The following is a 26,723-nucleotide window of genomic DNA, read 5'->3' on the forward strand; positions in this document are numbered from 1 at the left end:
CGAAACGGCCTACCAATATCAGCACGTCCGGCGTACCCGGCGTGCAAACCGTCATGTACATGATAGGCAGCCAGGACGCTATTCGGCGAGGTGAGCGCGAACCGCTATGGACGCTGTTCCGGGTCGTGTGCGGCCTGTCGGCGCTGTCGTGGGGTGGTCTTGCGCTGATGGCGCAACTCGAAAACCACTATGTCGAACGCGAAGGCCGTCTGTCGCGGGTCGCCTTCTCCGATCTGATCGCGCTTGCATGGATGGTGCCAGGGCCGGTTGGCTGCAACGTCGCGGTGCAGCTGGGACATGCGTTACGAGGACGCTCGGGCGCGTGGGTGGCAGGCATCGCCAGTGTGCTGCCGTTCTTCATGCTGATGACGCTGTTCGCCACCTTTTACCGCACGCCATTCGTGCGCGCCGTGGCCTCGCAAACCCTCCTGAATCACTTTAGCGTCGTGCTGGGCACGCTGATCGGCGTGACCTGGTACAAGCAGACTCGCGCGCTCGTGCGCGGCAAGCTGGAGTGGAGCGCGGCGCTGCTCGGTTGTCTCACGCTCGCTTGTGCGCGCAGCCCGGCCGCTTATGTCGCCATGCTCGGGGTGGCGTTCGCGGTCGGCTGGTTCAACAGTGCCGCACGCGAGGTAAGGCTCAAGGTCTCGATTGCGCGCAGCGACCTGCAACTGACAACGGCCCTGTGCGTGCTGCTGGTGCTGTTCGCCATGCCGTTGCCGCATCGCTACGAACTCGCGCTGCTGTGGCCGCGGCTGGCGGGCGCTGGCATGACGCTATTTGGCGGCGGCTTCTCCGCGCTGCCGGTGCTGAGGGCGTTGTTCGTCACGCCTGGGATCGGCGTATCCGATAACGATTTCACGCTGGCATTCTCACTCTCGCCGCTCTCGCCTGGGCCGCTTCTGAACGTGGTGCCGTTCTTCGGCTATCTCGTCGACGGCTGGCCTGGTGCGCTGATCGCGACGCTCGCGCTGTTCGTGCCTTCAGGTTGCCTCGTTGTGATGGCGCAACGCAACCTGCATCAGTTGAAGGCCAATCCGCGTTTCGAGCACGGCATGCGGATTCTGCGCGCGGTGACGACTGCCTTTCTCGCGGTTGCCGTGCTGCGCATCGCGCAGCGCGTGCCGCTGCAGCCGCAGTATCTGGTGACCGCGCTGTTCTCATGCATGTGCTTTGCCAAGCTCAAGGTGCCGGTGTACATCGTCTACGGGACGGTGGCGGGCGTCTGTGGGCTGTGGCTCGCTTATGCGGCGATGGCGTAGGTAGCGGGCCTTGCGGCGAGCGGGTGTGCCTTACGCATCCCACCACCTGAAACGCACCACCCGCTCAGCGTGAGCGCGCCGCTGTGAAGCCGCCGAAGAACGCCCGTGCATTCGCTTCGAGACTCTCGAGGTGATACCCGCCCTCCTGAACGATCACCGAAGGCAGATCCAGCGCGCCGATCGCTGTACCCAACCGGCCGAAGCCTTCGGTCGTCACCGACACCTTCGATTGCGGATCGTCCTTGTAGATATCGAAGCCAAGCGCCAGTACCAACGCGTCCGGCTGGAACCGCTTCAGCACGCGCAATGCATCGTCGATCCGCCCGAAAAACACCTCCTCGGACGAGCCATGCGGCATCGGGAAGTTGACGTTGAAGCCGTCGCCTGAACCGGCGCCACGCTCACCCTCGTAGCCCGTCACAACCGGATAGAAATTGGTCGGGTCGCCGTGAATCGAGACATACAGCACATCTTCGCGGCCGTAGAAGATTTCCTGCACGCCCTGGCCGTGGTGCATATCGGTGTCGAGAATCGCGACGCGCGGGTAGTGCTTGCGCAGCGCCTGCGCCGCGATCGCTGCGTTATTCAGGTAGCAGAAGCCACCGGCCGCATCGGCACGCGCGTGATGGCCCGGCGGTCGGCATAGCGCGTAGCTCTCACGCTCGCCGCCATTCACCACAGCCGCGGCGGCAAGCGCGCTTTGCGCCGACCAGTAAGCGGCGCGCCACGTGTGCTCGCCGATTGGGCAACTTCCATCGGCCTGATAGCGGGCCGCCTGGGCGAGGATGCCGCGCAACGGGTTCGGCTCGCGCACGTAGATGTTCGACATCACCTCGTCGCCCCAGTCGTCGGAGATTTGCTTCCACGCGACGTGCGCCTCTTCGAGGAAGCGCAGGTAGTTCATGTTGTGAACCGCGGCAATGGCTGCTGTGCCGAAATCGGCCGGCTCACGTACGTCGAAATCGAGTGACTTCACAGCGTTGACGAGACGCGTAGCACGCTCTGGCACTTCCTGCGGCGCACGCATTTGTCCACGCGAAAAATAGTTGCTCGGATGATGCAGCAGTTGCTCAGGATGGAAAAACGTTTTCATGTTGATTCCCTGGTATGACTGATGTTCGTCTTGATCAGCTCGCGTGCAACGCTTCCGGTGCATCAGCGCGTTGCGAACGTCGTGCGTCGAGCGCGACGATACACAGCAACGAGATGGCAGCCAGACAGGTGTAGAACACGGCAAGCGGCCACCACTGACCCACGAAGCGGTGCGCGAGATAGGTGCCAACCAGCGGCGTAAGCCCACCCGCCACAGCACCGCATACCTGATACGACAGCGAGATCGCCGAATAGCGCACACGCGTCGGAAACACGCCGCTGACAAAACCCGCGATCACCGAATAGAAGCTCGCCATGCAGACCACGGCGATAGCAATGCCGATCACCATCGGCACGACGCTGCCGCTTTGCACCAGCACGAACATCGGATACGGCGAGAGCATCGCAGCGAGCGCGGCAAGCTTCAGGAAGCGGGCACTGCCGATGCGCTCGGCGAGCCAGGCGGCAACCGGTTGGGCGCACAACTGGATGATCGCAACCGCAAACAGGCAATCGAGAATCAGCGACCGTGTGACGCCGACGTACTGCGTCGTGTACGCGATCATGAACGTGTTGGTGAAATAGACGCCTGCAATGCCGATGGTGTTGGCGCCAATGCACAGCAGCACGAGTCGCCAGGCTGAACTGAACACTTCGGCAACGGGCAGCTTGACGGTCTTGTTCGCTTCCTTGATCTGGGCAAATTCCGGCGATTCGTTGACGCCCAGGCGAATCAGGATGCCGACCACCAGCAGCACCGAGCTTGCGAGAAACGGCAAGCGCCAGCCCCACGACATGAAATCGGCCTTGTCGAGCGAGGTGACGGCGCGAAACGCCACCAGCGAGAGAATGAGTCCCGCCGGACTGCCCAGCTGCGCGAACGAGGCGAAAAACGTGCGCCGTCCTTCCGGCGCGTGTTCACCCGCCATCAGCACCGCCCCGCCCCACTCGCCGCCCACGGCGATGCCCTGCACGACGCGCAGCAGCACCAGCAAGACCGGCGCGAGCACGCCGACCTTCGAGAAATCCGGCAGCAGGCCGACGCAGACGGTCGCAATGCCCATCATCATCAGCGTGGTCATCAGCGCCTTCTTGCGGCCGATCCGGTCGCCCAGGTGGCCGAATATGAGGCCGCCGATTGGACGCGCGAAGAAGCCGACCGCAAAGGTGGCGAACGACGCCATCGTGCTGACAAATGGATCGTGCGACGGGAAATACAGCGAGCCGAACACCAACGCAGCCGCGGTGGCGTAGATGTAGAAGTCGTACCACTCGATCATGGTGCCGATAAACGCGGCTGTCGCAGCGCGCGCCGGTTGGCGGGCGGACATTGCAGGTTGGTTCATGCTGGCTCCTTGGCGGGTTCGGTCATTTATCGGCAGCCATAAAATATTAGTCAAATTTCGAGTTATTATTTTCAACATAAATCTGGCTAATACCTCACCAGAAACAAGGCTCCCATGCGCGTTGAAATCGCCCGCTTCCTGAATGACCGGCTCGACTGGAACCTGCTGCGCACCTACCTCGTGATCATGCAAGAGCGCAGTGTGAGCCGCGCCGCGGCCCGTTTGCACGTCACGCAGCCTGCCGTGAGCCAGGCGCTCAAGCGGCTCGAAGACACCCTCGAGCGCAAGCTGATCGAGCGGCGCGGCCCGCACTTCGTGCCCACCCAGGCGGGTGAGGAGGTCTACCGGATCGCGAGCGATATCTACGGCAATATTTCCCGGCTGGAAACTGAGCTCGACGACCGCACCGACGAGATTACCGGTTCGATCCGCCTGTTGAGCGTGAGCCGGATCGAGTCGCCCGTCTACGACGAGTTCCTCGCCGAGTTTCATCGTACCTATCCGCGCATCGATCTGCAGATCGAAGTGATGCGCTCGTCGGACATCATCTCGTCGCTGCTGCAGAAGACAGCGACAGCGGGTCTGAGCCTGTGCCGCACCCCGATTGATAAACTGGAAATGCGCTGCTTCCTGCACCAGCGCTATGCGATTTTCTGCGGACGGCACCATCGCCTGTTCGGCAAATCGCAACTGACGATGGAAGACCTGCTGACGGAAAACTTCGTGTCGTTCACGAGCGACCAGATCGGCGACAGCCTCTCACCCCTCACCGTGTTTCGCGACCAGAAGGGCTTCACGGGCCGCATCGTGGCGTCGTCGGCGAGTCTCGACGAAGTACGGCGCTTGATCTTCGCGGGATATGGAGTCGGCTGCCTGCCGGAGCACATCGTGCGCGACGATCTCGCGCAGCAGCGGCTATGGCGCCTGCCGCCGGAAGAAGGCCTCGTGGATGTCGACGTGCATCTGCTGTGGCATCGCGACCGCAAGATGAACGCAGCCGATCATGCGTTTCTCGACAGCATGGAGCGGTGCATGCAACGCTATTCGCTGGCGGAGCGGCTCGCTGGGCCGATGGCTCAAACGGCGGCGCGGATATAAAAAACGCCGCGTATAAGCGGCGTTTCTTGTCAAGGCATGCTGCGATACGTGGCGCGTAGTGCGTAGTGCGTCACGCAGTGCGGTGTGGCGAATCGCCTAGACCCCACCGGACAGGACAGACACCCCGATCGTCACAACACCCAGCACCAGATTGACGACCACCAGGCGCCGCACGGTTCCGACCGCCCGCGCGCCATCCGGCCAGTTCTGCGCCTGCACGGCGCGGCGGATACGCGGAAACACCGCGAACCGGATATGCCCAAAGATCAGCATCATCACGATGCCGAGACCCGCCATGGCATGCAGTTGCCAGGACGCATGCGCGCCGCCGAACTGCGTCAGCATGAAGCCGCCCGACAACAAAATGATGATCACCGAAGCGGCGACCCAGTTGAAGAAGCGCCCAAACACCGATTCCCACAGCGGCAGGCGCAGTTGTGGCGACAGGTCGGCGAGCGCCGGGCGCAAGCAAAAATGCGCGAACACCATACCGCCGACCCACACGGCCACACCCAGCAAATGCAAAAAGAGCGCGAGCTCGACGGCTTTGGTCATGTTGTTTCTCTCTCTCGATGATGAGGCGTGCCGCTTGTCGGCGAAAAGGGTGGACCCCTAAACGACGCTGTCCACATCTTTGCGCAACGCGGCTAATGACCGCATTCGACCGCACGTGATTCGTGCAGTTCCGCAGTTCATTGCTTTTCGCCCTTGTTTTATTTATTGTGCCGGCGCACGTTTTAGCGCGACGGCCCCCGGATTTTGCTACTTGCCGCGTGCGCTGCCTGTGGTTGAAGGCCACGCACGCGGTACTGCCACTGTACTTCTTCGTTAAGCCGGCAACGCCGGCCGCATGCCCAACACCTTCAACTTCGTGTCCGGCGCGCGGCCCTTGCGGGCGCGCTTGCCGATATTCGGCGTGAGCGCCGCGCCGCTCAGCGTTTCTTCATACGCTTTGCCGCCACGACCGGTGCCCAGCAGCACGACACCCGCTTTGCCGATAGCCAGCGCCTGCGTCAGCGTTTCCTTGTCGTCGAGCGCCATGAGCGTGACGCCACGGCCGCCGCCCGAGAGCGTCTTCATCTCGTCGAGACCAAACACCAGCAAACGGCCGCCACCCGACAGACAGGCGACGTGGGTCGCATCCGGCAGCATGGGCATCGGTACGAGCGGCGCTGCGCCCTCGTCGATGGTCATGAAGGACTTACCGGCCTTCACGCGGCTCACCATATCGCCCACCTTGGCGATAAAGCCGAAGCCGTTGTTCGATGCCAGCAGCAAGGCCTGGTCCGCCGGCGCAGCGTAGTAGTGCATCAGGTGGCTGCCCGACTCGAGTTCGATCAACGAGGTGACCGGCACGCCGTCGCCGCGGCCGCCCGGCAGAAGCGCCACCGCGACCGAATAGACGCGCCCGTTGCTTCCCCACGCAATCAGCGTATCGGGCGTGCGGCACTGGAACGCCGCGTAGAGTGCGTCGCCCGCCTTGAAGGTGAAACCAGCCGGATCGAGCCCATGACCCTTCAGCGCTCGCACCCAGCCCTTCTGCGACATCACCACCGTGACCGGTTCGTCGACCACGCGGGCTTCGAACGTCGCGCGCTTTTCCTGCTGGATCAGCGTGCGGCGCTCGTCGCCGTATTGCTTCGCGTCGCCTTCGATTTCCTTGATGAGCAGGCGCTTCATCGCCGAGTCGCTGCCGAGCAGCTCTTCAAGCTTGGTCTTTTCGTCGCGCAGTTCGGCCAGTTCCTTCTCGATCTTGATCGCTTCCAAGCGCGCCAACTGACGCAGCCGGATTTCGAGAATGTCCTCGGCCTGGCGATCGGAGAGGCTGAATGCCGCGATCAGCGCAGCCTTCGGCTCATCCGACTCGCGGATGATGCGGATGACTTCGTCGATGTTCAAAAAGACGATCATCCGGCCTTCGAGGATGTGAATCCGGTCGTTCACCTTGCTCAAACGGTGCCGCGTGCGACGCGTGACCGTGGCCTTGCGGAACGCGATCCACTCGTCGAGCATTTCGCGCAGGTTCTTCTGACACGGCCGTCCATCGCCGCCGACCATCACGAGATTGAGCGATGCGTTCGATTCGAGGCTGGTATGCGCGAGCAGTGTATTGACGAATTCGGTCTGATCGATGCGGCTCGACTTTGGTTCGAACACGAGACGAACCGGCGAATCACGCCCCGACTCGTCGCGCACGGCGTCGAGCAGCGCGAGCATCGTCTGCTTCGTCTGCAGTTGTTCGGGCGTGAGCGTCTTCTTGCCGAGCTTGATCTTCGGATTGGTCTGCTCTTCGATTTCCTCGAGCACCTTCTGCGCAGCCGTGTTCGGCGGCAGTTCGGTGATCACCAGTTGCCACTGGCCGCGCGCAAGGTCTTCGATTTTCCAGCGAGCCCGCACCTTCAGGGTGCCACGGCCGCTTTCGTAAGCCGCAGAGATTTCCGCTTCGCTCGAAATGATCTGGCCGCCGCCCGGGAAGTCCGGCCCCGCGATGTGCTGCATCAGCTCGGCATGCTGGATCTTTTCGTTGCGGATCATCGCCACCGCCGCAGCGGCGACTTCGCGCAGATTGTGCGACGGGATTTCCGTGGCGAGACCCACCGCGATGCCCGAAGCGCCATTCAGCAGCACGAACGGCAAACGCGCCGGCAACAGCTTCGGCTCCTGGAACGAACCGTCGTAGTTGGCCACGAAGTCGACCGTGCCTTGGTCGATTTCGTCCAGCAGCAGCTTGGCGATCGGCGCCAAGCGAGCTTCGGTGTACCGCATGGCGGCCGCGCCGTCGCCGTCGCGCGAACCGAAGTTGCCCTGGCCGTCGATCAGCGGGTAGCGCATCGAAAAGTCTTGCGCAAGGCGCACCAGTGCGTCGTACGCCGACTGGTCGCCGTGCGGGTGATACTTACCGAGCACGTCACCCACCACGCGCGCGGATTTCACCGGCTTCGCGTTGTCGGAGAGACCCATGTCGTTCATCGCGAACAGGATGCGCCGCTGCACCGGCTTCTGGCCGTCGCAGACGTCCGGCAGCGCGCGCCCCTTGACGACGCTCACCGCGTAGTCGAGGTACGCCCGCTCGGCGTAGTTGCCGAGGGTCAGGGATTCGCCGGGCGGCACCGCCTCGGTGAAAAGATCGGGAGTGTTGTCGTCCATCTAGATTCCGTATCCGTATGTGGCGTGAAGGAACGCTGTGCGAGCAGGCCTGGTACAGGCGCTCAACTCAGATATCCGCTTCGACTTCGTTACCCTTTTCTTCGAGCCAGTTGCGCCGCGACGCCGCTTCGCCCTTGCCCATTAGCATGGTCATGCGCGCGACCGTCGCGTCATAGTCAAGCTCGCCCAGCGCGACCGGCGACAGACGCCGCGTGTCCGGATTCATCGTGGTGTCCCACAACTGTTCGGCGCTCATTTCGCCGAGACCTTTGAAGCGGCTGATGGACCACTGCGTCTCACGCACGCCGTCCTTGCGCAGCTTGTCGAGGATCGCTTCGAGCTCACCGTCATCCAGCGCGTAGAGCTTCTGCGCGGGCTTCTTGCCGCGAGCCGGCGCATCGACACGGAACAGCGGCGGACGCGCCACGCACACATGACCACGCTCGATCAGTTGCGGGAAGTGCTTGAAGAACAACGTCAGCAAGAGCACCTGAATGTGCGCGCCGTCCACGTCAGCGTCGGAGAGGATGCAAATCTTGCCGTAGCGCAGATTGGCCAGATCGACGTGATCGTCGGGGCTGTGCGGATCGACGCCGATCGCCACCGAAATGTCGTGCACTTCGTTGTTAGCGAAAAGCCTGTCGCGCTCGGTTTCCCACGTATTCAGCACCTTGCCGCGCAGCGGCAGGATGGCCTGATATTCCTTGTCGCGGCCCATCTTGGCCGAGCCGCCGGCGGAGTCGCCCTCGACGAGGAACAGTTCGTTGCGCGAGATATCGGTGGATTCGCAATCGGTCAGCTTGCCCGGCAAAACGGCCACGCCCGAACTCTTGCGCTTCTCCACTTTCTGGCCGGCGCGCGTGCGGGCTTGCGCCTGCTTGATGACGAGATCCGCGAGCTTCTTGCCGTGCTCGACGTGCTGGTTGAGCCACAACTCGAGCGCCGGACGCGCGAACGACGACACCAGCTTGACCGCGTCACGGCTATTCAGGCGCTCCTTGATCTGCCCCTGAAACTGCGGATCGAGCACCTTCGCCGACAGCACGAACGACACGCGCGCAAACACGTCTTCCGCGAGCAGCTTGACGCCCTTCGGCTGCAGATTGTGCAGCTCGACAAAACTCTTGACCGCCTGGAACAGACCGTCGCGCAGACCGGATTCGTGCGTGCCGCCCGCAGGCGTCGGAATCAGGTTGACGTAGGACTCGCGCGTAAGCGGCCCCTCTTCGCTCCAGGCCACCACCCACGCCGCGCCCTCGCCTTCCGCGAAGGTTTCTTCGTTCGAGCGCGAGCTCTCAGCGTAGCGTTCGCCTTCGAAGAGCGGAATCAGCAGATCGCTGCCGTTCATGCCTTCGAGCAGATAGCCGCGCAGACCGTCCTCGTACTTCCAAGTTTGACGTTCGCCGGTTTTCTCGTTGACGAGCGTGACTTCGACGCCCGGCAACAGCACCGCTTTCGAACGCAGCAGACGCTGCAGTTCGCCGAGCGGCAGGTTAGGCGAATCGAAATACTTCGGGTTGGCCCATGCAGTAACGCGCGTGCCGGACTTCTTCTCGCCTTTGGCGGCTGAGCGCACTTGCAGTTGTTTGGCCACATCGCCGTCGGCAAAGCCCAGTTCGGCGACCTTGCCGTCGCGCCAGACGGTGACGTCGAGGCGCGTGGACAGCGCGTTGGTGACCGAGACGCCCACGCCGTGCAGACCGCCCGAGAACGTGTACGCGCCGCCGGCGGCCTTGTCGAACTTACCGCCTGCGTGGAGGCGCGTGAAAACGATTTCGACGACCGGCACGCCCTCTTCGGGATGCATGCCGAACGGGATACCGCGGCCGTCGTCTTCGACGGACACCGACTGGTCCGCGTGCAGCGTGACCGTGATCTGCCGGCCGTAGCCGCCGAGGGCTTCGTCCGAGGCGTTGTCGATGACTTCCTGAATGATGTGCAGCGGATTCTCGGTGCGGGTGTACATGCCGGGCCGTTGCTTGACCGGCTCCAGGCCCTTCAACACCTTGATCGACGCTTCGCTATACGCGGCGTTTGGCTTTTTCGTAGACATGGTTGACTCGGGTCCGACGGTTCATCGTTGTCCACAGGTCCTGTGGACAGGTCCGTGGACAATGCGTTGAGTTTTCAAAAAAAGCGAAACGAAACAACTGGGTGGGTGGGGTGCCCGCAGGGCGGGCAAACTTTTTGTAGCCGGGCGCTCCCCGGCGCAGCGCTAAAGCGGCGCGGCCGGCGCGAGCGCCCGGAGCAAGCCTGTTCGCGGGGTATTTTACTGATTTCGATACAGGCGGCAATTCACAGCGTGCCGGATTGGCCGTTCGGACAAGGGTGGGCGTCCAGTTGCAGTCCGATTGCGAGACATGGGGCCGCCCTCGGTTCGCCCGCACCCGGCCTGAGGGCGAACCGCTGCTGCGCGTCACTTCCGCTTGCTCTCCAGCTCGTCCCACCGTTCCATCGCTGCCAGCAGTTCTTCCTCAATCGCCGCGTAGCGTGCCGTCAGCCGCGTGCCTTCCGCTGCATCCCTGGCGAAGATCGAACCGTCTTCGAGCTGCGCGCCAATCGTCTTTTGCTCGGCTTCCAGCGCGGCGATGTGCGCCGGCAGCGCATCGAGCTCGCGCTGATCCTTGAACGACAGCTTGGCGGCGCGTTGCGCAGTACGGCCCGCCGCAGCGCCGCTGTCCTTCGGCGCCGCTTCCTTGGCGGCTTCTTTCTGCGCGTCTTGCGCCATCTGCTGCGAACGGTCGCGCTGAATCTGCCAGTCCGTGAAGCCGCCGACGTACTCGCGCCACTTGCCGCCGCCCTCCGCCGCGAACACCGAGGTCACAACGTTGTCCAGAAACGCGCGATCGTGGCTGACCAGCAGCACCGTGCCGTCGTACTCGGTGAGCAGTTCTTCGAGCAGTTCAAGCGTCGGGATATCGAGGTCGTTGGTCGGTTCGTCGAGCACCAGCACGTTGGCCGGCCGCGCGAACAGACGCGCCAGCAGCAGACGATTGCGCTCGCCGCCCGAGAGCGACTTGACCGGCGACCGCGCACGTTCCGGCGCGAACAGGAAGTCGCCCAGATAGCTCATCACGTGCTTTTTCTGGCCGTTGACTTCAACCCATTCGCTGCCCGGACTGATCGTATCGGCGAGACTCTTGTCCAGATCGAGCTGCGCGCGCATCTGGTCGAAATACGCGACTTGTAGATTGGTGCCGATCCGGACCGTGCCTGCGTCCGGCGGCAACTCGCCGAGGATCATCTTCAGCAGCGTGGTCTTGCCAGCGCCGTTCGGGCCGACAAAGCCGATCTTGTCGCCGCGCATGACCGTGGCCGTGAAACTGTCGACCACCGTGCGCGAGCCGTAGCGCTTGGTCACATCGGTCAGTTCGGCGACGATCTTGCCGGACTTTTCGCCCTGCCCCACGTCGAGCTTGACGTTGCCCTGCACGTTGCGGCGCTCGGCGCGCTCGTTGCGCATCTGCACGAGCCGCGCAATCCGGCCGACGCTGCGCGTGCGACGGGCTTCCACGCCCTTGCGGATCCACACTTCTTCCTGTGCGAGCAGCTTGTCGAATTTGGCCGCTTCCACTTGCTCGACTTCGAGCTGCTGCGCCTTGCGGGTCTGGTAGGCGCTGAAATTGCCCGGATACGACAGCAGACGGCCGCGATCCAATTCGACGATGCGCGTGGCGACGCGGTCGAGGAATGCGCGATCGTGGGTAATGAACAGCAGCCCGGCGCGCAGCGAAACCAGCAGGTCTTCGAGCCAGCGGATACCGTCGAAGTCGAGGTGGTTGGTGGGTTCGTCCAGCAGCAGTACGTCCGGCTGCACGACCAGCGCCCGTGCCAGCGCGACGCGCTTCTGCATGCCGCCCGAAAGCGAGCCGACCCGCGCCTCGCCGTTCAGGCCGATCTGCTGCAGCGTGGTGGCCACGCGCGTGCTCCAGTTCCAGGCGTCCGAGTGGTCCAGCGCCGATTGCAGCGTGTTCATGCGCGACATCAGGGCGTCATGCTGCTGGCCTTCCGGCTCGTCCGCGAGTTGGTTAGCGACCGCGTCGTATTCGTCCAGCAGCGCGCGGGCGTGGGTGAGACCGGCGGCGACCGCGTCGAACACCGTGTCGTCCGTATCGAACTCCGGCTCCTGCGGCACGTAGACCGAAGTCAGGCCCTGCTGACGGGTGACGAGGCCGTCGTCAGGCTTGCTCAGATCGGCGACGATCTTCAGCAGCGACGACTTGCCCGCGCCATTGCGACCGATCAGCCCAACCCGCTCCCCCGCTTCGAGAGAGAAATCCGCGTGATCGAGCAACGCGACGTGACCGAACGCAAGTTGCGCCCCGGTAATGGTGTAAAGCGACATGGAGATTTGGAGGAGAAGACAGCAATGAGCCGGAACCGCTCATTGTACCGGGCGCGCGCGCGGTTGCCTGGATGCCGGAAGATATAGGCTGGGTGGCCGGGGGTGGCACCTGCGACATCGGAGCAAATCAGCGGATTGTCAAATTCCGGTAATATTGCGGGTCGCCGCGCGCCCCAAAAAGGGGCAGACTGCGCGGATTGTTGTAGTGAACTGAAGAAAGAGTGTGTCGTGAGCGAAGTCATTGTTGAGTACAAAAGCTGGGTCTGCCTGATTTGCGGCTGGATCTATAACGAAGAAGAAGGTCTGCCGGAAGACGACATCGCGGCGGGCACGCGCTTCGCCGATATCCCGGAAGACTGGCGCTGCCCGCTGTGCGACGTGGGCAAGGCGGAATTCGCAGTCGTGGAGTTCTGAAGCAACTCCGCGGATGCCGGCGCGCGACCCGAGGATGGCCGCGCGTGGCGATCTGAACGGCCCGGCAGACTTGGCGTCTGCTGGGCCGTTTTGCTTTTGTTGGTGGGATTAAGGGCAGGCGATTCCGCGCTACGGCGGCTCGACCAATGACAGCACTGGCTTCTTCATGGCGCTGGTAAATCAGGAGTTGCGCTTAGTTGCTCACGCTGTCCCTGATCGCTTGTTCGATGATTGACAGCCCCCTGTCGATCTCAGCCTCGGCGATAGTCAGCGGTGGAGCGAGGCGGAAAACGTCGCCCAATCCCGGCAACTGCACGATATTCATGTGCAAACCGAGTTCGAGGCAGCGACGCGTGATCGCAGCGGAAAGAGCCGGAGCCGCGCTTTGCGTTGCTCTGTCGCCGACGATTTCGATCCCTAGCATCAAACCACGTCCACGCACATCGCCGATGCATTCGAAGCGGCTTTGAAGCGCCTCCAGGCCGTCGCGCAAACGGCGACCGATTTTGCCGGCGCGCTCGACCAGCCCATCCCGTTCAATGATCTCGATGACTTTGAGGCCGACAGCGGCCGGCATCGGATCCGACACGTGCGTCGTATAAAAGAGAAACCCGCGTTCGTGTGCCTGATTCTCGATTTCCTGAGTCGTCAGCACGGCAGCCAGTGGAAGGCCTGCGCCAAGCGTTTTGGACAAGGTCAGGAGGTCCGGCACCACGCCGTCACGCTCACACGCGAACATCGTTCCGGTTCTGCCCATGCCGGTCTGAGCTTCGTCCACGATCAAGAGCATGCCCCGCTCGGCACACTTCGCCTGCAAAGCCCGCATATAGCCTTGCGGCAGTTCGATCAGGCCACCCGAACTCAGGATAGGCTCGGCGATGAACGCTGCTAGGCTGCCGCTGGACTGCCTGTCGACGAGGTCGAATGCGTAGTCGAGTTCAGCGGCCCAGTCATAGACACCGTTGCGTTCGAATCGTGGCCGGTACGGATACGGCGCCGGAATAGCAAAGGACCCCACGGCGGCCGGACCGTAACCCTTGCGACCCGCGCTGTAGGTGGCCGACGCTGCGCCGCCCGTCATGCCGTGCCATGATTGCGCGAAGCTGATGATCTCGTGCCGGCCAGTGACGAGCTTTGCCATCTTGATCGCCGCCTCGTTGGCTTCGCCACCGGTGCTGAGTAGCAAGGAGCGTTCAAGTCCTGCGGGCGCGATGCCGGCGAGGCGCGTCGCAAGGTCCACTACCGGGCGGGAGAGCATCCCGCTGAAAAGGTGGGTGAGATTGTGTGCGCTCTCGGCGATAACTTCGGCGATTTCCGGATGAGAGTGACCGAGCACGGCGCTCATCTGTCCTGAGGTGAAGTCGAGTATCGCGCGGCCATTCGAATCGTAGACATTGCTGCCACTGGCCCGCTCGATTATGACGGGCGAGAATGTACCGCCGTAGCGGATCAGGTGCCGCTGGGCGTTTGACCAAAAATCCCGATCGGTTTGTGCTGACATGACTTGTGTCCAGAGTGGAAGGCGAGCGTGCCGAAGATCAATGTATGCGATCTGCGCCGGTGGGAAGAAACGAAAAGTTCTGATGCCTCCCATTTGAGGAGTTGATGCCGCCATGTTGCAGCTGGATTTCGATTTGCTCAGGACGTTCGTCGCGATTGCGGACACCGGCTCGCTCACGCGCGCGGCGGCGGAAGTGGGCCGCACCCAATCGGCGATCAGCATGCAGCTCAAGAGGATCGAAGAGATCGTCGACGGTGCAGTGCTGGTGCGTACCGCACGCGGCGTGGAACTCACGTCGCGCGGGAATCGACTGCTGTCGCACGCTCGAAGGTTGGTAAGAGCACATGACGAGGCGCTGCTCGATGTGACCGATCGTGGTCTCGTCGGTTCGGTGAGGCTCGGATGTCCCGAGGATTATTGCACCGAGTTCCTCCCGGTCGTGTTACGAGCGATAGCGGCGCAGCATCCGCGGGTCGCGCTGGAAGTCGTATGTGCGCCTACGCCCTTGCTCGAGAAAATGCTCGATGCACGGCGTGTTGATGTGGCGCTCGTCTCGCTTGCGCCGGAGGGGAACCTGGAGCGGGTGATTCGCTGGGAGGATCTGGTGTGGATTGCTTCGCAGGACTTCTATCCGCCAAGTGATGGTCCTTTGCAGATAGCGTTGTCGGTTCCCGAGACGCTCGACCATCAGGCCGCGCGGCGTGTGCTCGAGGCTGCCAATGTCAGTTACCGTGTGGCTTATGAGAGCGTCAGCAAGGATGGTCTGCTGGCGATCGTGAGGGCGGGGATTGCTGTCGCTGTGTTGACGAGAGGGGCCGTTCCGGCGGATTTGCGGATCATGCCTGTTGGGGAGCGGCTTCCTGAGTTGCCCCGTGTTGGGATTGCTGTTGCTTCGTACTCGGGGGCAGTTGATTCGCTTGTTGTGGAGAGTGTGAAGGAGCTTATGATTCGCACGTTGAGGACTATGGCGCCGGTTTTGTCTTAGGTGTTCCGACGGGGCTGGGGTAGTTTCAGCTGTGCTGTGTTGTTTGTGTAACGCCAGAAAACATGCGGTAAGGCTGCGTCACAAAACTTTGTTGTCCTGCGTGAGTCTGTATTGGCCGATACCACTACGGCTCAATTCACTATGCGCGCACCAATAGTTGGGATGCTTCTCGTGGCAATAATCTGCGCGTTCGCGGTGACGTCGTGTGACCTTGAAACCACCGAGGATTTCTTTTTCGATGATGAATTTTATGGGGCGGAGCAGCCGCAGACTTGCTTCGGAGATGCGCACTATCCGTTGGGGTTTAGAACCGTGGTGCATGATGACTTTTGTCATGGGTTTGGGAGGTTGCAGGCTGCTTACGATCGCTACCACTTCACCTATGTTGATGCGATTAATGAGGCGACGACGCTGCCTATGGAGCGGCTGGCGCTTGGGGAGGGGGAACGGCAGGGCACTCGGGTGGGTCGCTCGGATTCTGGAGTGTCTGTTGGTATTTCGGATGCGTCGCGAATTACTGGGCCGTGAGCATCATCGTGCCATTGCTGTTCGGCCTTTCGTCGTGCTTTTGGGCAGTCAGCGAATCGGTTCCAATAGGAGACGTGGCCTCGAATGGGCCCTGCCCCCTGTAGATTTTCGGTTCTGTTTCCCGCGCCTCAGCCTCCGCCCGCCTCTTTGACCTGGAGCGTTTTTGCTATACTCTGCCCTCGCTGCCCATTGGCAGTATTGAAACCATGGTTTTCCCGTCTCAGAGCCAGTCGTAGCGCCAGTTCGGTTGGCGCGGCTACAGAATCAGTTTAGACGGATGTAAACTAGGGTTGACAGGGCACAGCGGCGCTTCGCTTAGGACGAAGCAGAAAAGCCGGAAACACCCAGGGCTGGGGTTAAGAGACCGATTGAAAAGGTTTCAGCCCACCCGTTAAACGGAGTCTATCTCCCCGTAGTTCAATGGATAGAACAAGTGCCTCCTAAGCGCTAGATACAGGTTCGATTCCTGTCGGGGGGACCATCCTAGTTCCCAGCATCTCCCAAGCTTGCCAAGAAAGCCCCGCCATGCCTTGCACTACGGGGCTTTTTGCTGCCACCACTACTAAGGGTTGCCCGCTACTAGCAACTCTCGAGATGATGCAGCAATGGGCCGACTATCTTGATACGGCCACCGCATCAAACCCATGCCTCGCGTTTCCCGCAGCGTAAAAAGCCGGCGGCAGCACATTGAACGCTTTGTGCAGCCACTCGAGGTAAATCAATCCCATTCCGCCACCCCTCCGTGCCGCGAGCATGTGCCGGAATGATGTCGGCTGAAGCTGTACGTGCCGTCGACGCACCTGGCCGATGCGCCAGTAGGCACACTGCCATTTTTCGTTTTCGCGGGCGAGTGGACTTCCTGGCCCGACTTGTTGACGTAGTGCCCATGCGAGGTCAGTTCGGCTTCATTGGGCTGCGCCCATACATCAGAAGCGGGCGGCCGAGCATAAATTAACGAAGAGGAGAAGGCGCACGCGATGACAGCCACCGATACGACCGCCCTCATCGCCCCGGCGGTAAGATGATTCACAGACGGTCCTTTGACATCGCATCTATCGCTGCGTTATTTGGAGGTCGTACAGAGTGCCGACGCCTGTTTGGCATACTCCAGTTCCGCCTTTGCTCCATTGCGATAAATAATAGGCAAGTCGAAAGCGTGTCGGACGATTTTTTGCAGGCCGCAGTCGCTTGCGAGGTCGGAATCGATCCGGCTTCGCATGCTACGATTCCTTCAAATTCCGGATGGAGACTGCCATGTGGGACAAGATCGAACACGAAGGCTTTGAAATCTGGGTACTTCCCATCCCTGCATACGGGCCGCCGGCTCCAGCCACCCTATGGCATTACTCTGCGTACGTCTGTCGGCACGGTGCCGAGCCTCACCTTGAGGGGCAAAGCACGCGGTTCTATGAACTCATCAAGACGTTTGGCAGCGAAGACGAGGCGCGCGACGCAGGGTATCGCGCAGGACGCCGCGTTGTTGATAGCTTCGCCGGCTAATTCCCCGTTCACCTCCCCTCGCTCAAAGCTGGGGGTTGATCTGGATCAGGGCGATCGTCACAAACTAGCGACCCGCCAAGCTCGCTTTCAACCACTCCGCAATCGCGCCCAACATTTCCACCCCCTGCGGAAACCTTGCAACCTGGCTCGGCGTCACCGGAAAGTTATGTCCCATATCCGGCGCATGCAGATGGGTCACCGCCACGCCCGCCTCCTTCAACTTCTCCGCATACGCGATCCCCTCATCACGCAACACGTCATAGTGCGCAGTGGTCACCAGCGTCGGCGGAAGCTTAGGCACTTCGCGCAACCGCAGCGGCGCGACGTTCAAGTCCTCAGCCGAAACCCCCGGCGCATACAGTTCCCAGAACCATCGCATCAGACTCCCCTCGAGCCCGTAGCCGCTCGCGTTCTCTGCATAGGATGGATGCTCCGCGCTCGGATGATCCGTAACGGGGTAAAGCAACAGCAGCGCGCGCAACGCATGCGCCTTCGCCGACCCATCGGCACAAAGCCGGTTAGCTGTCACCGCGGCCAGATTCGCCCCGGCACTATCACCACCCAGAACCAGCCTCGACGCGTCACCACCAAACTCATGCGCGTGCTCAGCCACCCAATCAAAAGCCGCTAGCGTATCTTCCAACGCCGCCGGATAAGGATGCTCCGGCGCGAGCCGATACTCGACCGACACAATGATCACACCGGCCGCCTCGCTCAGCAGACGGCAGAACGGATCGACGGTCGCCACCGCGCCGACCACCCACCCGCCCCCATGCGTGTACACCATCACCGGACGAGCGGCGTTTCCACCCGGAGGCAAATAAACCCGCGCCCCCAGCCCAGCGGCAATCTCCACATCACGCGTCTCAACACCATTCGGCAAACCGGCAATGGACTCGCGGCTTTCCAGCGCACGCATCATGAAACCGCGCGCCATGCGCACCCGCTCCTCGTTCGACGTAGCCGGAGGCAGCGCACCTGTGGCTATAGCCTGCTCATCCAGAAAACGACGTACAGCTGCATCAAACGGCTTACGCTCTGTCATAAAAAATCCCGGCCCGTGCGGCGAATGATCGAAGTGGATGAAAAATACCGCAAAAGCCAATCCGCTGCTGCGGCGCGCGCAACCACCCATCAATCCGTCCGCATAAGCAAACAGGCCCGCATCTCCATCGAGATGCGGGCCTGTTCCCTATCGACAACCGCTAACCCACAGACACCCTAAGCTATCTGCAGTCGTGCCAGCCGCAATCCATTAACGAGCGTTAGCAACCGGCGGCGAGTACGTGCTAATCGTCGTTTCACCGCGCTGTCCCGCTTGAGTCGAACCATTGGCACCCGAACCATAACCGGTCGTATTAGCTTGCGCAGTGGCGTTTTGTGCAGCCACGCGAGCTTCTGCGGCCTGAATGTTTGCCGGGTAGTCGTAGTCGTTCGCCGTCGCCGGGTTGTAGCCGGCCTTCTCGAGTTGAATCAGCTCATTGCGAACCTGTGCACGCGTCACCGGTTCATTCGTCTGAGCAAATGAAACGATCGGCGCGGCCAAAACAGCGGCAAGAGCAACAGCCTTGATGAGCGACTTCATGGTGAGACCTCCAGAGATTGTTTTGTACGGCGCTACAAACTTGAATGTCTGCAGCCAGTAACGACAGTCTAGAGGCCTTGAATCCTAGGGTGAAGACCGGGATTTCGAATTCACTATTGCCGTAAACCTCACAATCACCCGCGCCATGCGACCACTCAATCCGCTGGGCATAAATTGACGCCATATTCCTGCCGTATTCGTCTGATTGACCCGGATCGCGCACGCGTACTCTTCAATCCATGCAGTGGCTGGACTAAATGCGATTCGACGGATTCCTTCCTAATGACATCGGATACACGTCACCATCGTGCGCCCATCAACTCATCTCATTCACCAGACGTAATCGACACGGCCGGACCAGCCGGCAGGATTCACGGGGACAAACATGAACACGTTTATCGACGAAGGCATCGCGCATATCGCTCGTGTGATGCGGCCCGCCTTGCACGGGGATCTCGGCGGCTCCTATCTGCCGTCCGCTTACTGGCGCCAACGTCTTTACCAGATTCTCGACACCACGCACCTCACGAATGCGCAGCTTCGCACTGTCGATAGCCTTTTGCTGGAACTGGACGAGTTCGATCTCTGCACCAAGCTGCCCTCGTCCCGCCAGCCCCAACTTCAACTGGTCCAGTAGCGTCTCGCCAGCTCCACAAAGACAGGCCGTCGGTTCGGACTGCAGATAAAGGAAAGAGCCTAGCTGTCATGCCTTCGCGACGGTAGGCCATCCGAGACGCGCCGCTCGCCGCAGACCTGACTCAACCACCAGGCGATGAAACGGCGCGATCAACGTAATGTAAGTCCGCCCCAGACGGTTATGGCAATGCACGACCGTTGAGACAATCAGATACGGGCGCGGTCCTGTCGAAAGCGCCCTCATCTCACGCATCACCGAGACCCGGAAGTCGAGATGCTTGTCGTCCTCGCCCAGAATGATCTCGTGCGGCCGCCGCTCGTAAATCCTGAAGATGTTGACGCGCTCATCGCCCGCTGGCTTGGGTGAGGTTCGCAACTCCCTCGCGGTCTTGATGCCGAAGCCGGCAACCAATGCATCACGCACCGACAAAAGCCCCGCCACCCACGAAGGTTGATGGGCAAACATAAATCGCGCTAACACCTCGGGATCGGGAATCGCATCGTCGGGCAAGCGGATAGCGTAAGCATCCGCCAGATAGGGCGTGTTGTACATTCCCGCCACACGCGAATCGCCAGGAACCGACACCGGCGCGACCGACCACTCTGTTGTTTGCATGGCTACTAGACACCCAGGTGAAAATCAACAATCGCCGGCACGATAGGACGGCTGTTCGCTACGCCTAATCGACAACCCGCCGAATAAATTAGGACTCTAGATTAATATCCCAGCCATCAGGGCATCCGCTCATCGAAGCGGATCCCCATGTCATCACATCAACAACGCCCGCCTCACTGAAGCCACTTGCGCACATCCTGTTCCCACGCAGGCTGCCCACAGGACGAAGGATTCTCCGGTCCCAGCACGGTAATGTAGCCGTGCGTCTTCATGCACGCTTCGTACGCTCGCACTTTCACGCAGCGTCCCTGCCCCGCGCTTTGCGCCGCGGCCTTGCAAACGGCAATGGAATGATCCATCGGTCCAAAATCCAGATCGTCGGCACGCGACGTAATAGGCGCATCGGCCCCGGTGGCAGAGAACTCAACCGGACCGCCCTGGGTGCATGCCGTGAGCGACACGGCCGCAGCCATGGCGCCAGCCAACAGAAGTGAACCGCGGAATTTCATCGTCCCGTCTCCGTTTGTCTTGACCGGCCCATCATACGCCGAGCGCCGGAATTGGTGGAGCGGTGTCGAGCGGCTTCTTTTCGGCGATAATCGCCGCCATCCGCCTGCCCAGGTCCGTGCGTCGCAATCGCGTCGCACGGGATACGACAGACCAGCCAAACACCGCGATCGAAGACTATCTGGTAGGGCGACGTTAAACCGGTCGTTCCGGCACGCCCCAACCCATGCATCCTATGAGCAAGACAGCGAACCCTCAGCGCCAGGTCGACACCCTGCTTCGCCAAGCCGTGGTCCTACAGCAAAACGGCGCGTACGCCGAGGCGGAGGACATTTACCGCGAGATTCTTAAGGGGCGGCCCAAGCACTTCGACGCCATCCAGTTGCTAGGCGCACTGGCGCTCCAGTCGGACCGCCTGGAAGAAGGCATCGAACTGCTGAAAAAGGCGGTCGCGATCAATGGCATGCAGGCGCCGATTCACTCCAATCTCGCCTTTGCCTACAACGCCTTGCGGCGCTTCAAGGAAGGGCTCGCCAGTGCGAATCGCGCGCTTGCGTTGCAAGCCGATTTCGTCGATGCCTTGAACAATCGCGGTAACGCACTAGCCGGTCTGGATGCCCCCGCCGAAGCGCTGGTGAGCTTTGAACGCGCCCTGAAGTTGCGCCCTGAGTTCGCGCCGACATGGAGCAACCGAGCCTGCGTGCTACGCGATCTCGGCCGTCCCGCGGACGCCCTTGCGAGCTGCGACCAGGCCATCGCGTTGCAACCGGACTACGCGGATGCATGGAGCAATCGCGCGAACGCCTTGAGCGATCTAAACCGCCCGCTAGATGCGCAACAAAGCTACCAGCGCGCACTCGAATTCGCGCCTGCATTTGCTGACGCGTGGAACAACCTAGGGCTCACGCTCGTCGACCTGAATCAGCACGAGCAAGCGCTGCAGAGCTACGAGCGCGCGATCACGCTGAGCCCCGAATTCGCCGAAGCGCACTGGAACGAATCCCTCTGCCTGTTGCAACTGGGCCGGCTTGAAGAAGGCTGGCAAAAGTATGAGTGGCGCTGGAAACGCAATCGGATCAAGGCGAGCCAGCGGGTCTTCGAGCAGCCATTGTGGCTGGGTGATTTCTCTATCGCCGGCAAGACCATCCTTCTGCACGCGGAACAGGGCCTTGGCGATACGCTGCAGTTCTGCCGCTACGCCGCGCTGGTGTCGGGCCTCGGCGCAAAGGTCGTCCTCGAAGTCCCGTCTGAACTGATCCGGCTACTGACGAATCTGGACGGCGTGACCCAGTTGATCGAGCAGGGTCAACCGCTGCCGCCATTTGATTGCCATTGTCCGTTGCTCAGCCTGCCGCTCGCGTTCAAGACGGAGCTTGCGAGCATTCCCGGGACCACGCCCTACCTCTTCGCTGACACGCAAGCCTCGCAACGCTGGGCCGAGCGCATTGCACACAATGCCGAAAGCGATGAACTCAAAGTGGGCCTGGTCTGGGCGGGCGGAAGTCGACCGCATGTGGCGGAATTGAGAAAAAACGACGCCCGACGTTCGATCACGCTCGACGCGCTGCGGCCGATCCTCGAAGTCCCGCATGTCCGCTTCTACAGTTTGCAGAAAGGCCCGGCATCGCAGCAACTGACGCAGACGGCGGAGCTCGGCCAGCAGGTCATCGATTACACGGAAGAACTCACGGACTTCGCCGACACCGCCGCGCTGGTTGCAAACCTCGACCTGGTGATCTCGGTGGATACCGCCGTGGCCCACCTTGCCGGCGCGCTCGGCAAACCCGTATGGATACTGAATCGCTTCGACACCTGCTGGCGCTGGATGCTCGAGCGCCAGGACAGCCCGTGGTACCCGAGCGCGCAGTTGTTTCGCCAGCCGGTGCTGGGCGATTGGGACAGCGCGATCCAGTCAGCACGGGCGGCGCTTGCAACGCGTGCCGGGACCGATATCACGGAACGATAGACGGCGGGCAACGCAGTCCAAAGCGGACACGCCGCACCGCCGCCTCGACGCGCGCATCAATCGCGCTTCGGAATGTTGAGTCCACGCACCACCGCCGGACGAGCGACGAACGCATCCAGCACCCGCTTGACGTTCGGGAAATCCGCAATCCCCACCAGATCACCCGCCTCGTAAAAGCCGATCAGATTGCGCACCCACGGGAAGGTCGCGATATCCGCGATCGTGTAGGCGTCGCCCATGATCCACGCGCGCCCCGTCAGCCGCTTCTCCAGCACGCCGAGCAAGCGCTTCGATTCCTCGATGTACCGGTCGCGCGGGCGCTTGTCCTCATACTCCTTGCCGGCGAATTTGTGGAAGAAGCCCACCTGGCCGAACATCGGGCCAATGCCGCCCATCTGGAACATCACCCATTGAATCGTTTCGTAGCGGCCGGCGGCATCCTGAGGAATGAACTGACCGGTCTTCTCCGCCAGATAGATCAGGATCGCACCGGATTCGAACAGCGGGAGCGGTTTGCCGTCGGGTCCGTTCGGATCGATGATGGCCGGAATCTTGTTGTTCGGGTTCAGCGAGAGGAACTCGGGCGTCGATTGATCGTTCGTGTCGAAGCGCACCAGATGCGGCTCGTAAGGAAGACCGGTCTCCTCGAGCATCACCGAGACCTTGACGCCGTTGGGCGTCGGCAGTGAGTAGAGTTGCAGGCGATCGGGGTGCTGGGCCGGCCACTTGGCCGTGATGGGAAACGGGGAAAGATCGGTCATAGGGCTCTTTGGACAGGATGAATGGACGCGGCAGCGGTTATGCCTTGTCGAGGCGACCGGGTCCGGCGAACAAACGGACAATATAAACGCTCCTGCCAAACTTTTCTTGCGAGGTGCCAAGCCGGTCTGCGCTACAGTCGTGAAGCAACTACACGCCGAATCCCCGCCGTGTCAGCAGTTGTACTGATCAACTAGCGCCGCCCTCGCTGTGCCAAAACCCCGCCCATCTCACCACGGATCCTTCGTCGCGCTCCCGGCACGCCGGTTATAACCCTCGCGCCACAGTGCCGATCCCACTGACATCAACAAAACCTTCTCTTCGCCGTCCAGATATTCCCACGCCGAAGATAGCCACTCCGCGAAGCCGCCACAGACGTATTCCACATCGAGCGGCGCCTTGCCCTCCAGGTATTGCCGCTCGAACATCGAGATTACTTTTTCGGGTGTCATCGTATGCCTCCGGTCCTTTCTATGTCCCCAGTCTAGGCGAGCGGGGCGAGGCGCGGCAGATTTTGCCGCGCCTCGTATGCAGCTTGATCAGTTGCTGCAGCGCGCAAAAAAAGGCGCCGAAGCGCCTTTTCGTCAAACCGGGCTACCCGTTACGGCGCGTTCCGCTTGGCGTTGTCCTTGGCTTGTTCCTTGCCGTCACCGTACGCCTTGCGGATCTCGCCCGCGCCTTGCTGGAGGTCGCCCTTCAGTTCCTTGGCCTTGTTACCCGTGGCCTTGCCGACTGCCTCGTTAACCTTGCCCTTCACCTGTTCTCCGACACCCTTCACCTGGTCCTTATTCATGTTCCGCTCCTTGCGATTGCAGTGCCGGCGCGATTTTGCGCCAGTACTTTCCCACAGCAACGAGTGTGCCCGGCGCCGAGCCGGCCTGCGGATGCAGTTAAAAAATTTTTGCTCGCACCCCTAAAGTCAATATTTGCCCTGCCGTTAATGTGTCATGGACCATACTCAGACCGCGACGAACAACGCCTTGTTCGCAACGCTAATCGATAAGGACATTGCGCACATCCGTCGCGTAATGGAGCCCTCGCTACTCGGCGATCTGGGTGGTTCGATTCTGCCGCCCGCCTACTGGCGCAAGCGTCTCAATGCCCTGCTCGACGCCGAGCACCTGACTCACGCGCAACTGTGTGCCGTCGATGGCCTGCTGCTGAAGCTGGACCGGTTCGACCCGGCAGCGCGCCTGCCCGAGTGGAAAGCCATGCCACTCGGCGCGCACGAAAGCCGCCAGCGCCGAGCCAGCGTCTGAGCTGACAGCCCGGCTAGCGGCGAGTCAGCCTTCCCCTGCGATTCCCTTTCTTACCGGCAACCCAGTCGCTAAAAAAAAGCCGCGACCTATGCCGCGGCTCGAACACACCGTAACGCGGAGATCAGCGTTACTACTCTTAGGCTAGCAACCCATTATTAAGCTAGCAATCAATCTGAGCGCGATTTTTGCCATCGTTGACCGTAAGCCAACAGGTGCCTTGACATTCAAGCCTGTTGGCGTTCGCGAAATAGCTTCCGCGCAACGCCGGAGACGCCTCCTACCAGCCATTTTTGCGCGTTAGATGGGGGAAGATCAGGAAAAAGGGACAACTCCAGGTCATAATGTCCGCAAAAATCCCCAGCAAGGACTGCTAGTGACCCAGGCCCCACCGCTCGAGCTGCTAAAACAGGCGCGCACCCGCTTCACCCAACGAGAAATCGCCGCTCACGTCGGCAAGGACATCAAGACCGTGCGCCGCTGGGAAAAGGGCGAGACGCCGTGCCCTTCAATGCTCGAACCGGCGCTGCGCGATCTGCTGCACTCGGGCGCCGCCGGCAAGCAGGGCGCCGCAAACGGCGAGGCCAACTTCCGCTTTATCGACCTGTTCGCTGGGATCGGCGGTATTCGCATGGGCTTCGAGGCGCAGGGCGGCGCATGCGTCTTCACGAGCGAGTGGAACGATTTTTCGAAGAAGACCTACCTGGAAAACTACGGCGCGGAGCACTCGTTCATCGGCGACATCGTGTCATTTCCCGCCAACGAGGTACCGGCTCACGACGTCTTGCTCGGCGGCTTTCCCTGCCAGCCGTTTTCCATCGCCGGGGTCAGCAAGAAAAACGCTATGGGCCGGCCGCACGGTTTCGAGTGCTCTACCCAGGGGACGCTCTTCTTCGACGTCGCCCGCATTATCGCGGCCAAGCGCCCTGCCGCGTTTCTGCTGGAGAACGTGAAGAATCTGCTGTCGCACGACAAGGGCCGCACCTTCGAAGTCATCCTGCAGACGCTGCGCGACGAGCTGGGCTACGAAGTGCACTACCGCATCGTGGACGGCCAGCATTTCACGCCGCAACACCGCGAGCGGATCATCATCGTCGGCTTTCGCGGCAAGACGGCGTTCTCCTGGGATGACCTGCGGCTGCCCACCGTCGGCCCGCGCCTCGGCTCGATCCTGCATCGCACCGACGGCAGCGAACCGGTGCTGCCGTGGGACCACGACCGTTTCTTCGACCACGCGAAAAAGCGCGTCCAGCCGAAGTACACGCTAACGCCGAACCTCTGGACCTATCTGCAGAACTACGCGGAAAAGCATCGTGCGGCGGGTAACGGCTTCGGTTTTGGCATGGCCTACCCGGATAGCGTGACGCGCACCTTGTCGGCCCGTTATCACAAGGACGGCTCGGAGATTCTCGTCGCCCAGGGCAAGCGGCTGCGCCCGCGCCGTCTGACGCCACGCGAATGTGCGCGGTTGATGGGCTTTCCCGACACGTTCCGGATTCCGGTCAGCGACACTCAGGCCTACCGTCAGTTCGGCAACAGCGTCGTGATGCCGGTGATGCAGGAAGTCGCGCGCATCATGCTGCCGCATGTCCAGACGCTGCTCGCGCCGGCCCCACAGGCGCGCGTGCGCTTTAGCTGATGGTCGACATCGTCGACGCCGCCACGCGCAGCCGGATGATGTCCGGCATTCGCGGCCGCAACACGAAGCCGGAGCTGCTGATTCGCAGCCTGCTGCATCGGCAGGGGTTCCGCTTCCGTCTGGACGCGCGAGATCTGCCGGGGCGTCCCGACATCGTCCTGCCGCGCTACCGCGCTGTCGTGTTCGTGCATGGCTGCTTCTGGCACGGCCACGATTGCCCGCTCTTCAAATGGCCGCAGACTCGCCCGGAATTCTGGCGCGACAAGATAGGCCGCAACCGCAGCAACGATGAGAAATCGCGCGCCGCCCTGCTCGCCGCCGGATGGCGCGTGGCCGTGGTGTGGGAATGCGCTTTGCGTGGAGCCAATCGGGATATCAACGGCGTGCTGCAACGGCTGGTCGACTGGTTGCACAGCGACGCCACCGAGCTCGAAGAGCGCGGCTGAGTCCTGCATTTCGTCCACAACAAGTCCACAGTTTGGGTCCGTTGGACGTGGCCCGGTTTCGCGTAATCGAATGAGCCGCCGGTGATACACTCGAT

At 61.6% G+C, this 26,723-nt stretch carries 26 protein-coding genes and 1 tRNA gene; 12 read left to right on the forward strand and 15 right to left on the reverse strand.

Going from position 1 to position 26,723, the window contains the following annotated elements; all coding sequences use genetic code 11:
- Nucleotides 1-53 precede the first annotated feature (53 nt).
- A complete protein-coding gene (locus P3T40_RS25515) occupies nt 54-1,262 on the forward strand; it encodes a chromate transporter (RefSeq protein ID WP_429270604.1) in 1,209 nt (402 codons plus the stop codon).
- A 64-nt stretch (nt 1,263-1,326) separates the two neighbouring features.
- On the opposite strand, the gene P3T40_RS25520 is transcribed toward P3T40_RS25515, so the two are convergent.
- Together P3T40_RS25520 and P3T40_RS25525 are read right to left on the reverse strand one after the other, a co-directional pair.
- Complete coding sequence (locus tag P3T40_RS25520) at nt 1,327-2,355, reverse strand: histone deacetylase family protein (RefSeq protein ID WP_429270481.1); 1,029 nt, start codon at nt 2,353-2,355, stop codon at nt 1,327-1,329.
- A gap of 34 nt (nt 2,356-2,389) precedes the next feature.
- Entirely contained in the window at nt 2,390-3,700 is a 1,311-nt protein-coding gene (locus P3T40_RS25525) for an MFS transporter (RefSeq protein WP_429270482.1), read from the reverse strand.
- A 114-nt stretch (nt 3,701-3,814) separates the two neighbouring features.
- Here P3T40_RS25525 and P3T40_RS25530 point away from each other — a divergent pair, with 114 nt between their 5' ends.
- Nucleotides 3,815-4,798, forward strand: a complete 984-nt coding sequence (locus tag P3T40_RS25530) for a LysR family transcriptional regulator (RefSeq protein WP_429270483.1) — start codon at nt 3,815-3,817, stop codon at nt 4,796-4,798.
- Nucleotides 4,799-4,894: 96 nt separating this feature from the next.
- Here P3T40_RS25530 and P3T40_RS25535 read toward each other — a convergent pair whose 3' ends face one another.
- The 4 genes from P3T40_RS25535 to P3T40_RS25550 all read right to left on the reverse strand — a co-directional run bounded on the left by P3T40_RS25535 (nt 4,895) and on the right by P3T40_RS25550 (nt 12,290).
- Nucleotides 4,895-5,353: a CopD family protein gene (locus P3T40_RS25535; RefSeq protein ID WP_429270484.1), complete on the reverse strand. Its 459-nt coding sequence runs from the start codon at nt 5,351-5,353 to the stop codon at nt 4,895-4,897.
- Nucleotides 5,354-5,626: 273 nt separating this feature from the next.
- The gene (gene parC / locus P3T40_RS25540; protein ID WP_429270485.1) at nt 5,627-7,945 is read right to left on the reverse strand and encodes a DNA topoisomerase IV subunit A; all 2,319 of its coding nucleotides are present in this window, start codon (nt 7,943-7,945) and stop codon (nt 5,627-5,629) included.
- Between the two features lie 67 nt (nt 7,946-8,012).
- Nucleotides 8,013-9,998 (reverse strand): DNA topoisomerase IV subunit B, encoded by a 1,986-nt coding sequence (locus P3T40_RS25545; protein WP_429270486.1) that lies wholly within the window; start codon nt 9,996-9,998, stop codon nt 8,013-8,015.
- Between the two features lie 363 nt (nt 9,999-10,361).
- Nucleotides 10,362-12,290 (reverse strand): ATP-binding cassette domain-containing protein, encoded by a 1,929-nt coding sequence (locus P3T40_RS25550; protein ID WP_429270487.1) that lies wholly within the window; start codon nt 12,288-12,290, stop codon nt 10,362-10,364.
- A gap of 228 nt (nt 12,291-12,518) precedes the next feature.
- On the opposite strand from P3T40_RS25550, the gene P3T40_RS25555 reads away from it, so the two are divergent.
- Nucleotides 12,519-12,704 carry a rubredoxin gene (locus P3T40_RS25555; RefSeq protein WP_429270488.1) on the forward strand — a complete coding sequence of 62 codons (186 nt, stop codon included), beginning with the start codon at nt 12,519-12,521 and terminating at the stop codon, nt 12,702-12,704.
- Nucleotides 12,705-12,897: 193 nt separating this feature from the next.
- Here the strand turns inward: P3T40_RS25555 and P3T40_RS25560 are convergent, their stop codons facing one another.
- Nucleotides 12,898-14,205, reverse strand: a complete 1,308-nt coding sequence (locus P3T40_RS25560) for an aspartate aminotransferase family protein (protein ID WP_429270489.1) — start codon at nt 14,203-14,205, stop codon at nt 12,898-12,900.
- Between the two features lie 112 nt (nt 14,206-14,317).
- Between P3T40_RS25560 and P3T40_RS25565 the strand changes: the two genes are divergently transcribed.
- The 3 genes from P3T40_RS25565 to P3T40_RS25575 all read left to right on the forward strand — a co-directional run bounded on the left by P3T40_RS25565 (nt 14,318) and on the right by P3T40_RS25575 (nt 16,199).
- Entirely contained in the window at nt 14,318-15,190 is an 873-nt protein-coding gene (locus P3T40_RS25565; RefSeq protein WP_429270490.1) for a LysR family transcriptional regulator, read from the forward strand.
- A gap of 111 nt (nt 15,191-15,301) precedes the next feature.
- Nucleotides 15,302-15,718 (forward strand): hypothetical protein, encoded by a 417-nt coding sequence (locus tag P3T40_RS25570; RefSeq protein ID WP_429270491.1) that lies wholly within the window; start codon nt 15,302-15,304, stop codon nt 15,716-15,718.
- A gap of 406 nt (nt 15,719-16,124) precedes the next feature.
- A tRNA-Arg gene (locus P3T40_RS25575) sits at nt 16,125-16,199 on the forward strand.
- A gap of 237 nt (nt 16,200-16,436) precedes the next feature.
- Here the strand turns inward: P3T40_RS25575 and P3T40_RS25580 are convergent.
- The gene (locus P3T40_RS25580) at nt 16,437-16,724 is read right to left on the reverse strand and encodes a DUF3761 domain-containing protein (RefSeq protein WP_429270605.1); all 288 of its coding nucleotides are present in this window, start codon (nt 16,722-16,724) and stop codon (nt 16,437-16,439) included.
- 248 nt (nt 16,725-16,972) lie between these two features.
- On the opposite strand from P3T40_RS25580, the gene P3T40_RS25585 reads away from it, so the two are divergent.
- Complete coding sequence (locus P3T40_RS25585; protein WP_429270492.1) at nt 16,973-17,218, forward strand: hypothetical protein; 246 nt, start codon at nt 16,973-16,975, stop codon at nt 17,216-17,218.
- Between the two features lie 64 nt (nt 17,219-17,282).
- Here the strand turns inward: P3T40_RS25585 and P3T40_RS25590 are convergent, their stop codons facing one another.
- The gene (locus P3T40_RS25590; protein WP_429270493.1) at nt 17,283-18,263 is read right to left on the reverse strand and encodes an alpha/beta hydrolase; all 981 of its coding nucleotides are present in this window, start codon (nt 18,261-18,263) and stop codon (nt 17,283-17,285) included.
- A 210-nt stretch (nt 18,264-18,473) separates the two neighbouring features.
- Nucleotides 18,474-18,803, reverse strand: a complete 330-nt coding sequence (locus tag P3T40_RS25595; protein WP_429270494.1) for a DUF4148 domain-containing protein — start codon at nt 18,801-18,803, stop codon at nt 18,474-18,476.
- 385 nt (nt 18,804-19,188) lie between these two features.
- Here P3T40_RS25595 and P3T40_RS25600 point away from each other — a divergent pair, with 385 nt between their 5' ends.
- Complete coding sequence (locus P3T40_RS25600) at nt 19,189-19,440, forward strand: hypothetical protein (protein WP_429270495.1); 252 nt, start codon at nt 19,189-19,191, stop codon at nt 19,438-19,440.
- A 66-nt stretch (nt 19,441-19,506) separates the two neighbouring features.
- On the opposite strand, the gene P3T40_RS25605 is transcribed toward P3T40_RS25600, so the two are convergent.
- Complete coding sequence (locus P3T40_RS25605) at nt 19,507-20,055, reverse strand: DUF2867 domain-containing protein (protein ID WP_429270496.1); 549 nt, start codon at nt 20,053-20,055, stop codon at nt 19,507-19,509.
- A 173-nt stretch (nt 20,056-20,228) separates the two neighbouring features.
- A complete protein-coding gene (locus tag P3T40_RS25610; RefSeq protein WP_429270497.1) occupies nt 20,229-20,564 on the reverse strand; it encodes a hypothetical protein in 336 nt (111 codons plus the stop codon).
- A 233-nt stretch (nt 20,565-20,797) separates the two neighbouring features.
- Here P3T40_RS25610 and P3T40_RS25615 point away from each other — a divergent pair, with 233 nt between their 5' ends.
- On the forward strand, nt 20,798-22,528 hold the full coding sequence (locus tag P3T40_RS25615) for a tetratricopeptide repeat protein (RefSeq protein WP_429270498.1): 1,731 nt from the start codon (nt 20,798-20,800) through the stop codon (nt 22,526-22,528).
- Between the two features lie 56 nt (nt 22,529-22,584).
- On the opposite strand, the gene P3T40_RS25620 is transcribed toward P3T40_RS25615, so the two are convergent.
- From P3T40_RS25620 to P3T40_RS25630, 3 genes are all read right to left on the reverse strand, one after another.
- Complete coding sequence (locus tag P3T40_RS25620; protein WP_429270499.1) at nt 22,585-23,289, reverse strand: glutathione binding-like protein; 705 nt, start codon at nt 23,287-23,289, stop codon at nt 22,585-22,587.
- Between the two features lie 228 nt (nt 23,290-23,517).
- Nucleotides 23,518-23,739: a hypothetical protein gene (locus tag P3T40_RS25625; protein WP_429270500.1), complete on the reverse strand. Its 222-nt coding sequence runs from the start codon at nt 23,737-23,739 to the stop codon at nt 23,518-23,520.
- A gap of 149 nt (nt 23,740-23,888) precedes the next feature.
- Nucleotides 23,889-24,080, reverse strand: a complete 192-nt coding sequence (locus tag P3T40_RS25630) for a CsbD family protein (RefSeq protein WP_429270501.1) — start codon at nt 24,078-24,080, stop codon at nt 23,889-23,891.
- Between the two features lie 154 nt (nt 24,081-24,234).
- Between P3T40_RS25630 and P3T40_RS25635 the strand changes: the two genes are divergently transcribed.
- The 3 genes from P3T40_RS25635 to P3T40_RS25645 all read left to right on the forward strand — a co-directional run bounded on the left by P3T40_RS25635 (nt 24,235) and on the right by P3T40_RS25645 (nt 26,628).
- Complete coding sequence (locus tag P3T40_RS25635) at nt 24,235-24,546, forward strand: hypothetical protein (protein ID WP_429270502.1); 312 nt, start codon at nt 24,235-24,237, stop codon at nt 24,544-24,546.
- A 373-nt stretch (nt 24,547-24,919) separates the two neighbouring features.
- A complete protein-coding gene (gene dcm / locus P3T40_RS25640; RefSeq protein WP_429270503.1) occupies nt 24,920-26,182 on the forward strand; it encodes a DNA (cytosine-5-)-methyltransferase in 1,263 nt (420 codons plus the stop codon).
- Entirely contained in the window at nt 26,182-26,628 is a 447-nt protein-coding gene (locus P3T40_RS25645) for a very short patch repair endonuclease (protein ID WP_429270504.1), read from the forward strand. Before dcm ends, P3T40_RS25645 begins: the two co-directional genes overlap by 1 nt.
- Nucleotides 26,629-26,723: the final 95 nt, after the last annotated feature.

Origin of the sequence: Paraburkholderia sp. EB58 (assembly GCF_050436665.1) — a bacterium.
Taxonomy (GTDB): Bacteria; Pseudomonadota; Gammaproteobacteria; order Burkholderiales; family Burkholderiaceae; genus Paraburkholderia.

Coding starts and splice junctions, on each gene's coding strand:
- P3T40_RS25590 (WP_429270493.1), bottom strand. CDS start 18,263: ATGACAGAGCGTAAGCCGTTTGATGCAGCTGTACGTCGTTTTCTGGAT.
- P3T40_RS25560 (WP_429270489.1), bottom strand. CDS start 14,205: ATGTCAGCACAAACCGATCGGGATTTTTGGTCAAACGCCCAGCGGCAC.
- P3T40_RS25600 (WP_429270495.1), top strand. CDS start 19,189: ATGAACACGTTTATCGACGAAGGCATCGCGCATATCGCTCGTGTGATG.
- parC (WP_429270485.1), bottom strand. CDS start 7,945: ATGGACGACAACACTCCCGATCTTTTCACCGAGGCGGTGCCGCCCGGC.
- P3T40_RS25620 (WP_429270499.1), bottom strand. CDS start 23,289: ATGACCGATCTTTCCCCGTTTCCCATCACGGCCAAGTGGCCGGCCCAG.
- P3T40_RS25580 (WP_429270605.1), bottom strand. CDS start 16,724: ATGAGGGCGGTCGTATCGGTGGCTGTCATCGCGTGCGCCTTCTCCTCT.
- P3T40_RS25545 (WP_429270486.1), bottom strand. CDS start 9,998: ATGTCTACGAAAAAGCCAAACGCCGCGTATAGCGAAGCGTCGATCAAG.
- P3T40_RS25615 (WP_429270498.1), top strand. CDS start 20,798: ATGAGCAAGACAGCGAACCCTCAGCGCCAGGTCGACACCCTGCTTCGC.
- P3T40_RS25595 (WP_429270494.1), bottom strand. CDS start 18,803: ATGAAGTCGCTCATCAAGGCTGTTGCTCTTGCCGCTGTTTTGGCCGCG.
- P3T40_RS25550 (WP_429270487.1), bottom strand. CDS start 12,290: ATGTCGCTTTACACCATTACCGGGGCGCAACTTGCGTTCGGTCACGTC.
- P3T40_RS25525 (WP_429270482.1), bottom strand. CDS start 3,700: ATGAACCAACCTGCAATGTCCGCCCGCCAACCGGCGCGCGCTGCGACA.
- P3T40_RS25635 (WP_429270502.1), top strand. CDS start 24,235: ATGGACCATACTCAGACCGCGACGAACAACGCCTTGTTCGCAACGCTA.
- P3T40_RS25520 (WP_429270481.1), bottom strand. CDS start 2,355: ATGAAAACGTTTTTCCATCCTGAGCAACTGCTGCATCATCCGAGCAAC.
- P3T40_RS25645 (WP_429270504.1), top strand. CDS start 26,182: ATGGTCGACATCGTCGACGCCGCCACGCGCAGCCGGATGATGTCCGGC.
- P3T40_RS25535 (WP_429270484.1), bottom strand. CDS start 5,353: ATGACCAAAGCCGTCGAGCTCGCGCTCTTTTTGCATTTGCTGGGTGTG.
- P3T40_RS25515 (WP_429270604.1), top strand. CDS start 54: ATGTACATGATAGGCAGCCAGGACGCTATTCGGCGAGGTGAGCGCGAA.
- P3T40_RS25630 (WP_429270501.1), bottom strand. CDS start 24,080: ATGAATAAGGACCAGGTGAAGGGTGTCGGAGAACAGGTGAAGGGCAAG.
- P3T40_RS25530 (WP_429270483.1), top strand. CDS start 3,815: ATGCGCGTTGAAATCGCCCGCTTCCTGAATGACCGGCTCGACTGGAAC.
- P3T40_RS25585 (WP_429270492.1), top strand. CDS start 16,973: ATGTGGGACAAGATCGAACACGAAGGCTTTGAAATCTGGGTACTTCCC.
- P3T40_RS25625 (WP_429270500.1), bottom strand. CDS start 23,739: ATGACACCCGAAAAAGTAATCTCGATGTTCGAGCGGCAATACCTGGAG.
- P3T40_RS25565 (WP_429270490.1), top strand. CDS start 14,318: ATGTTGCAGCTGGATTTCGATTTGCTCAGGACGTTCGTCGCGATTGCG.
- P3T40_RS25610 (WP_429270497.1), bottom strand. CDS start 20,564: ATGAAATTCCGCGGTTCACTTCTGTTGGCTGGCGCCATGGCTGCGGCC.
- P3T40_RS25605 (WP_429270496.1), bottom strand. CDS start 20,055: ATGCAAACAACAGAGTGGTCGGTCGCGCCGGTGTCGGTTCCTGGCGAT.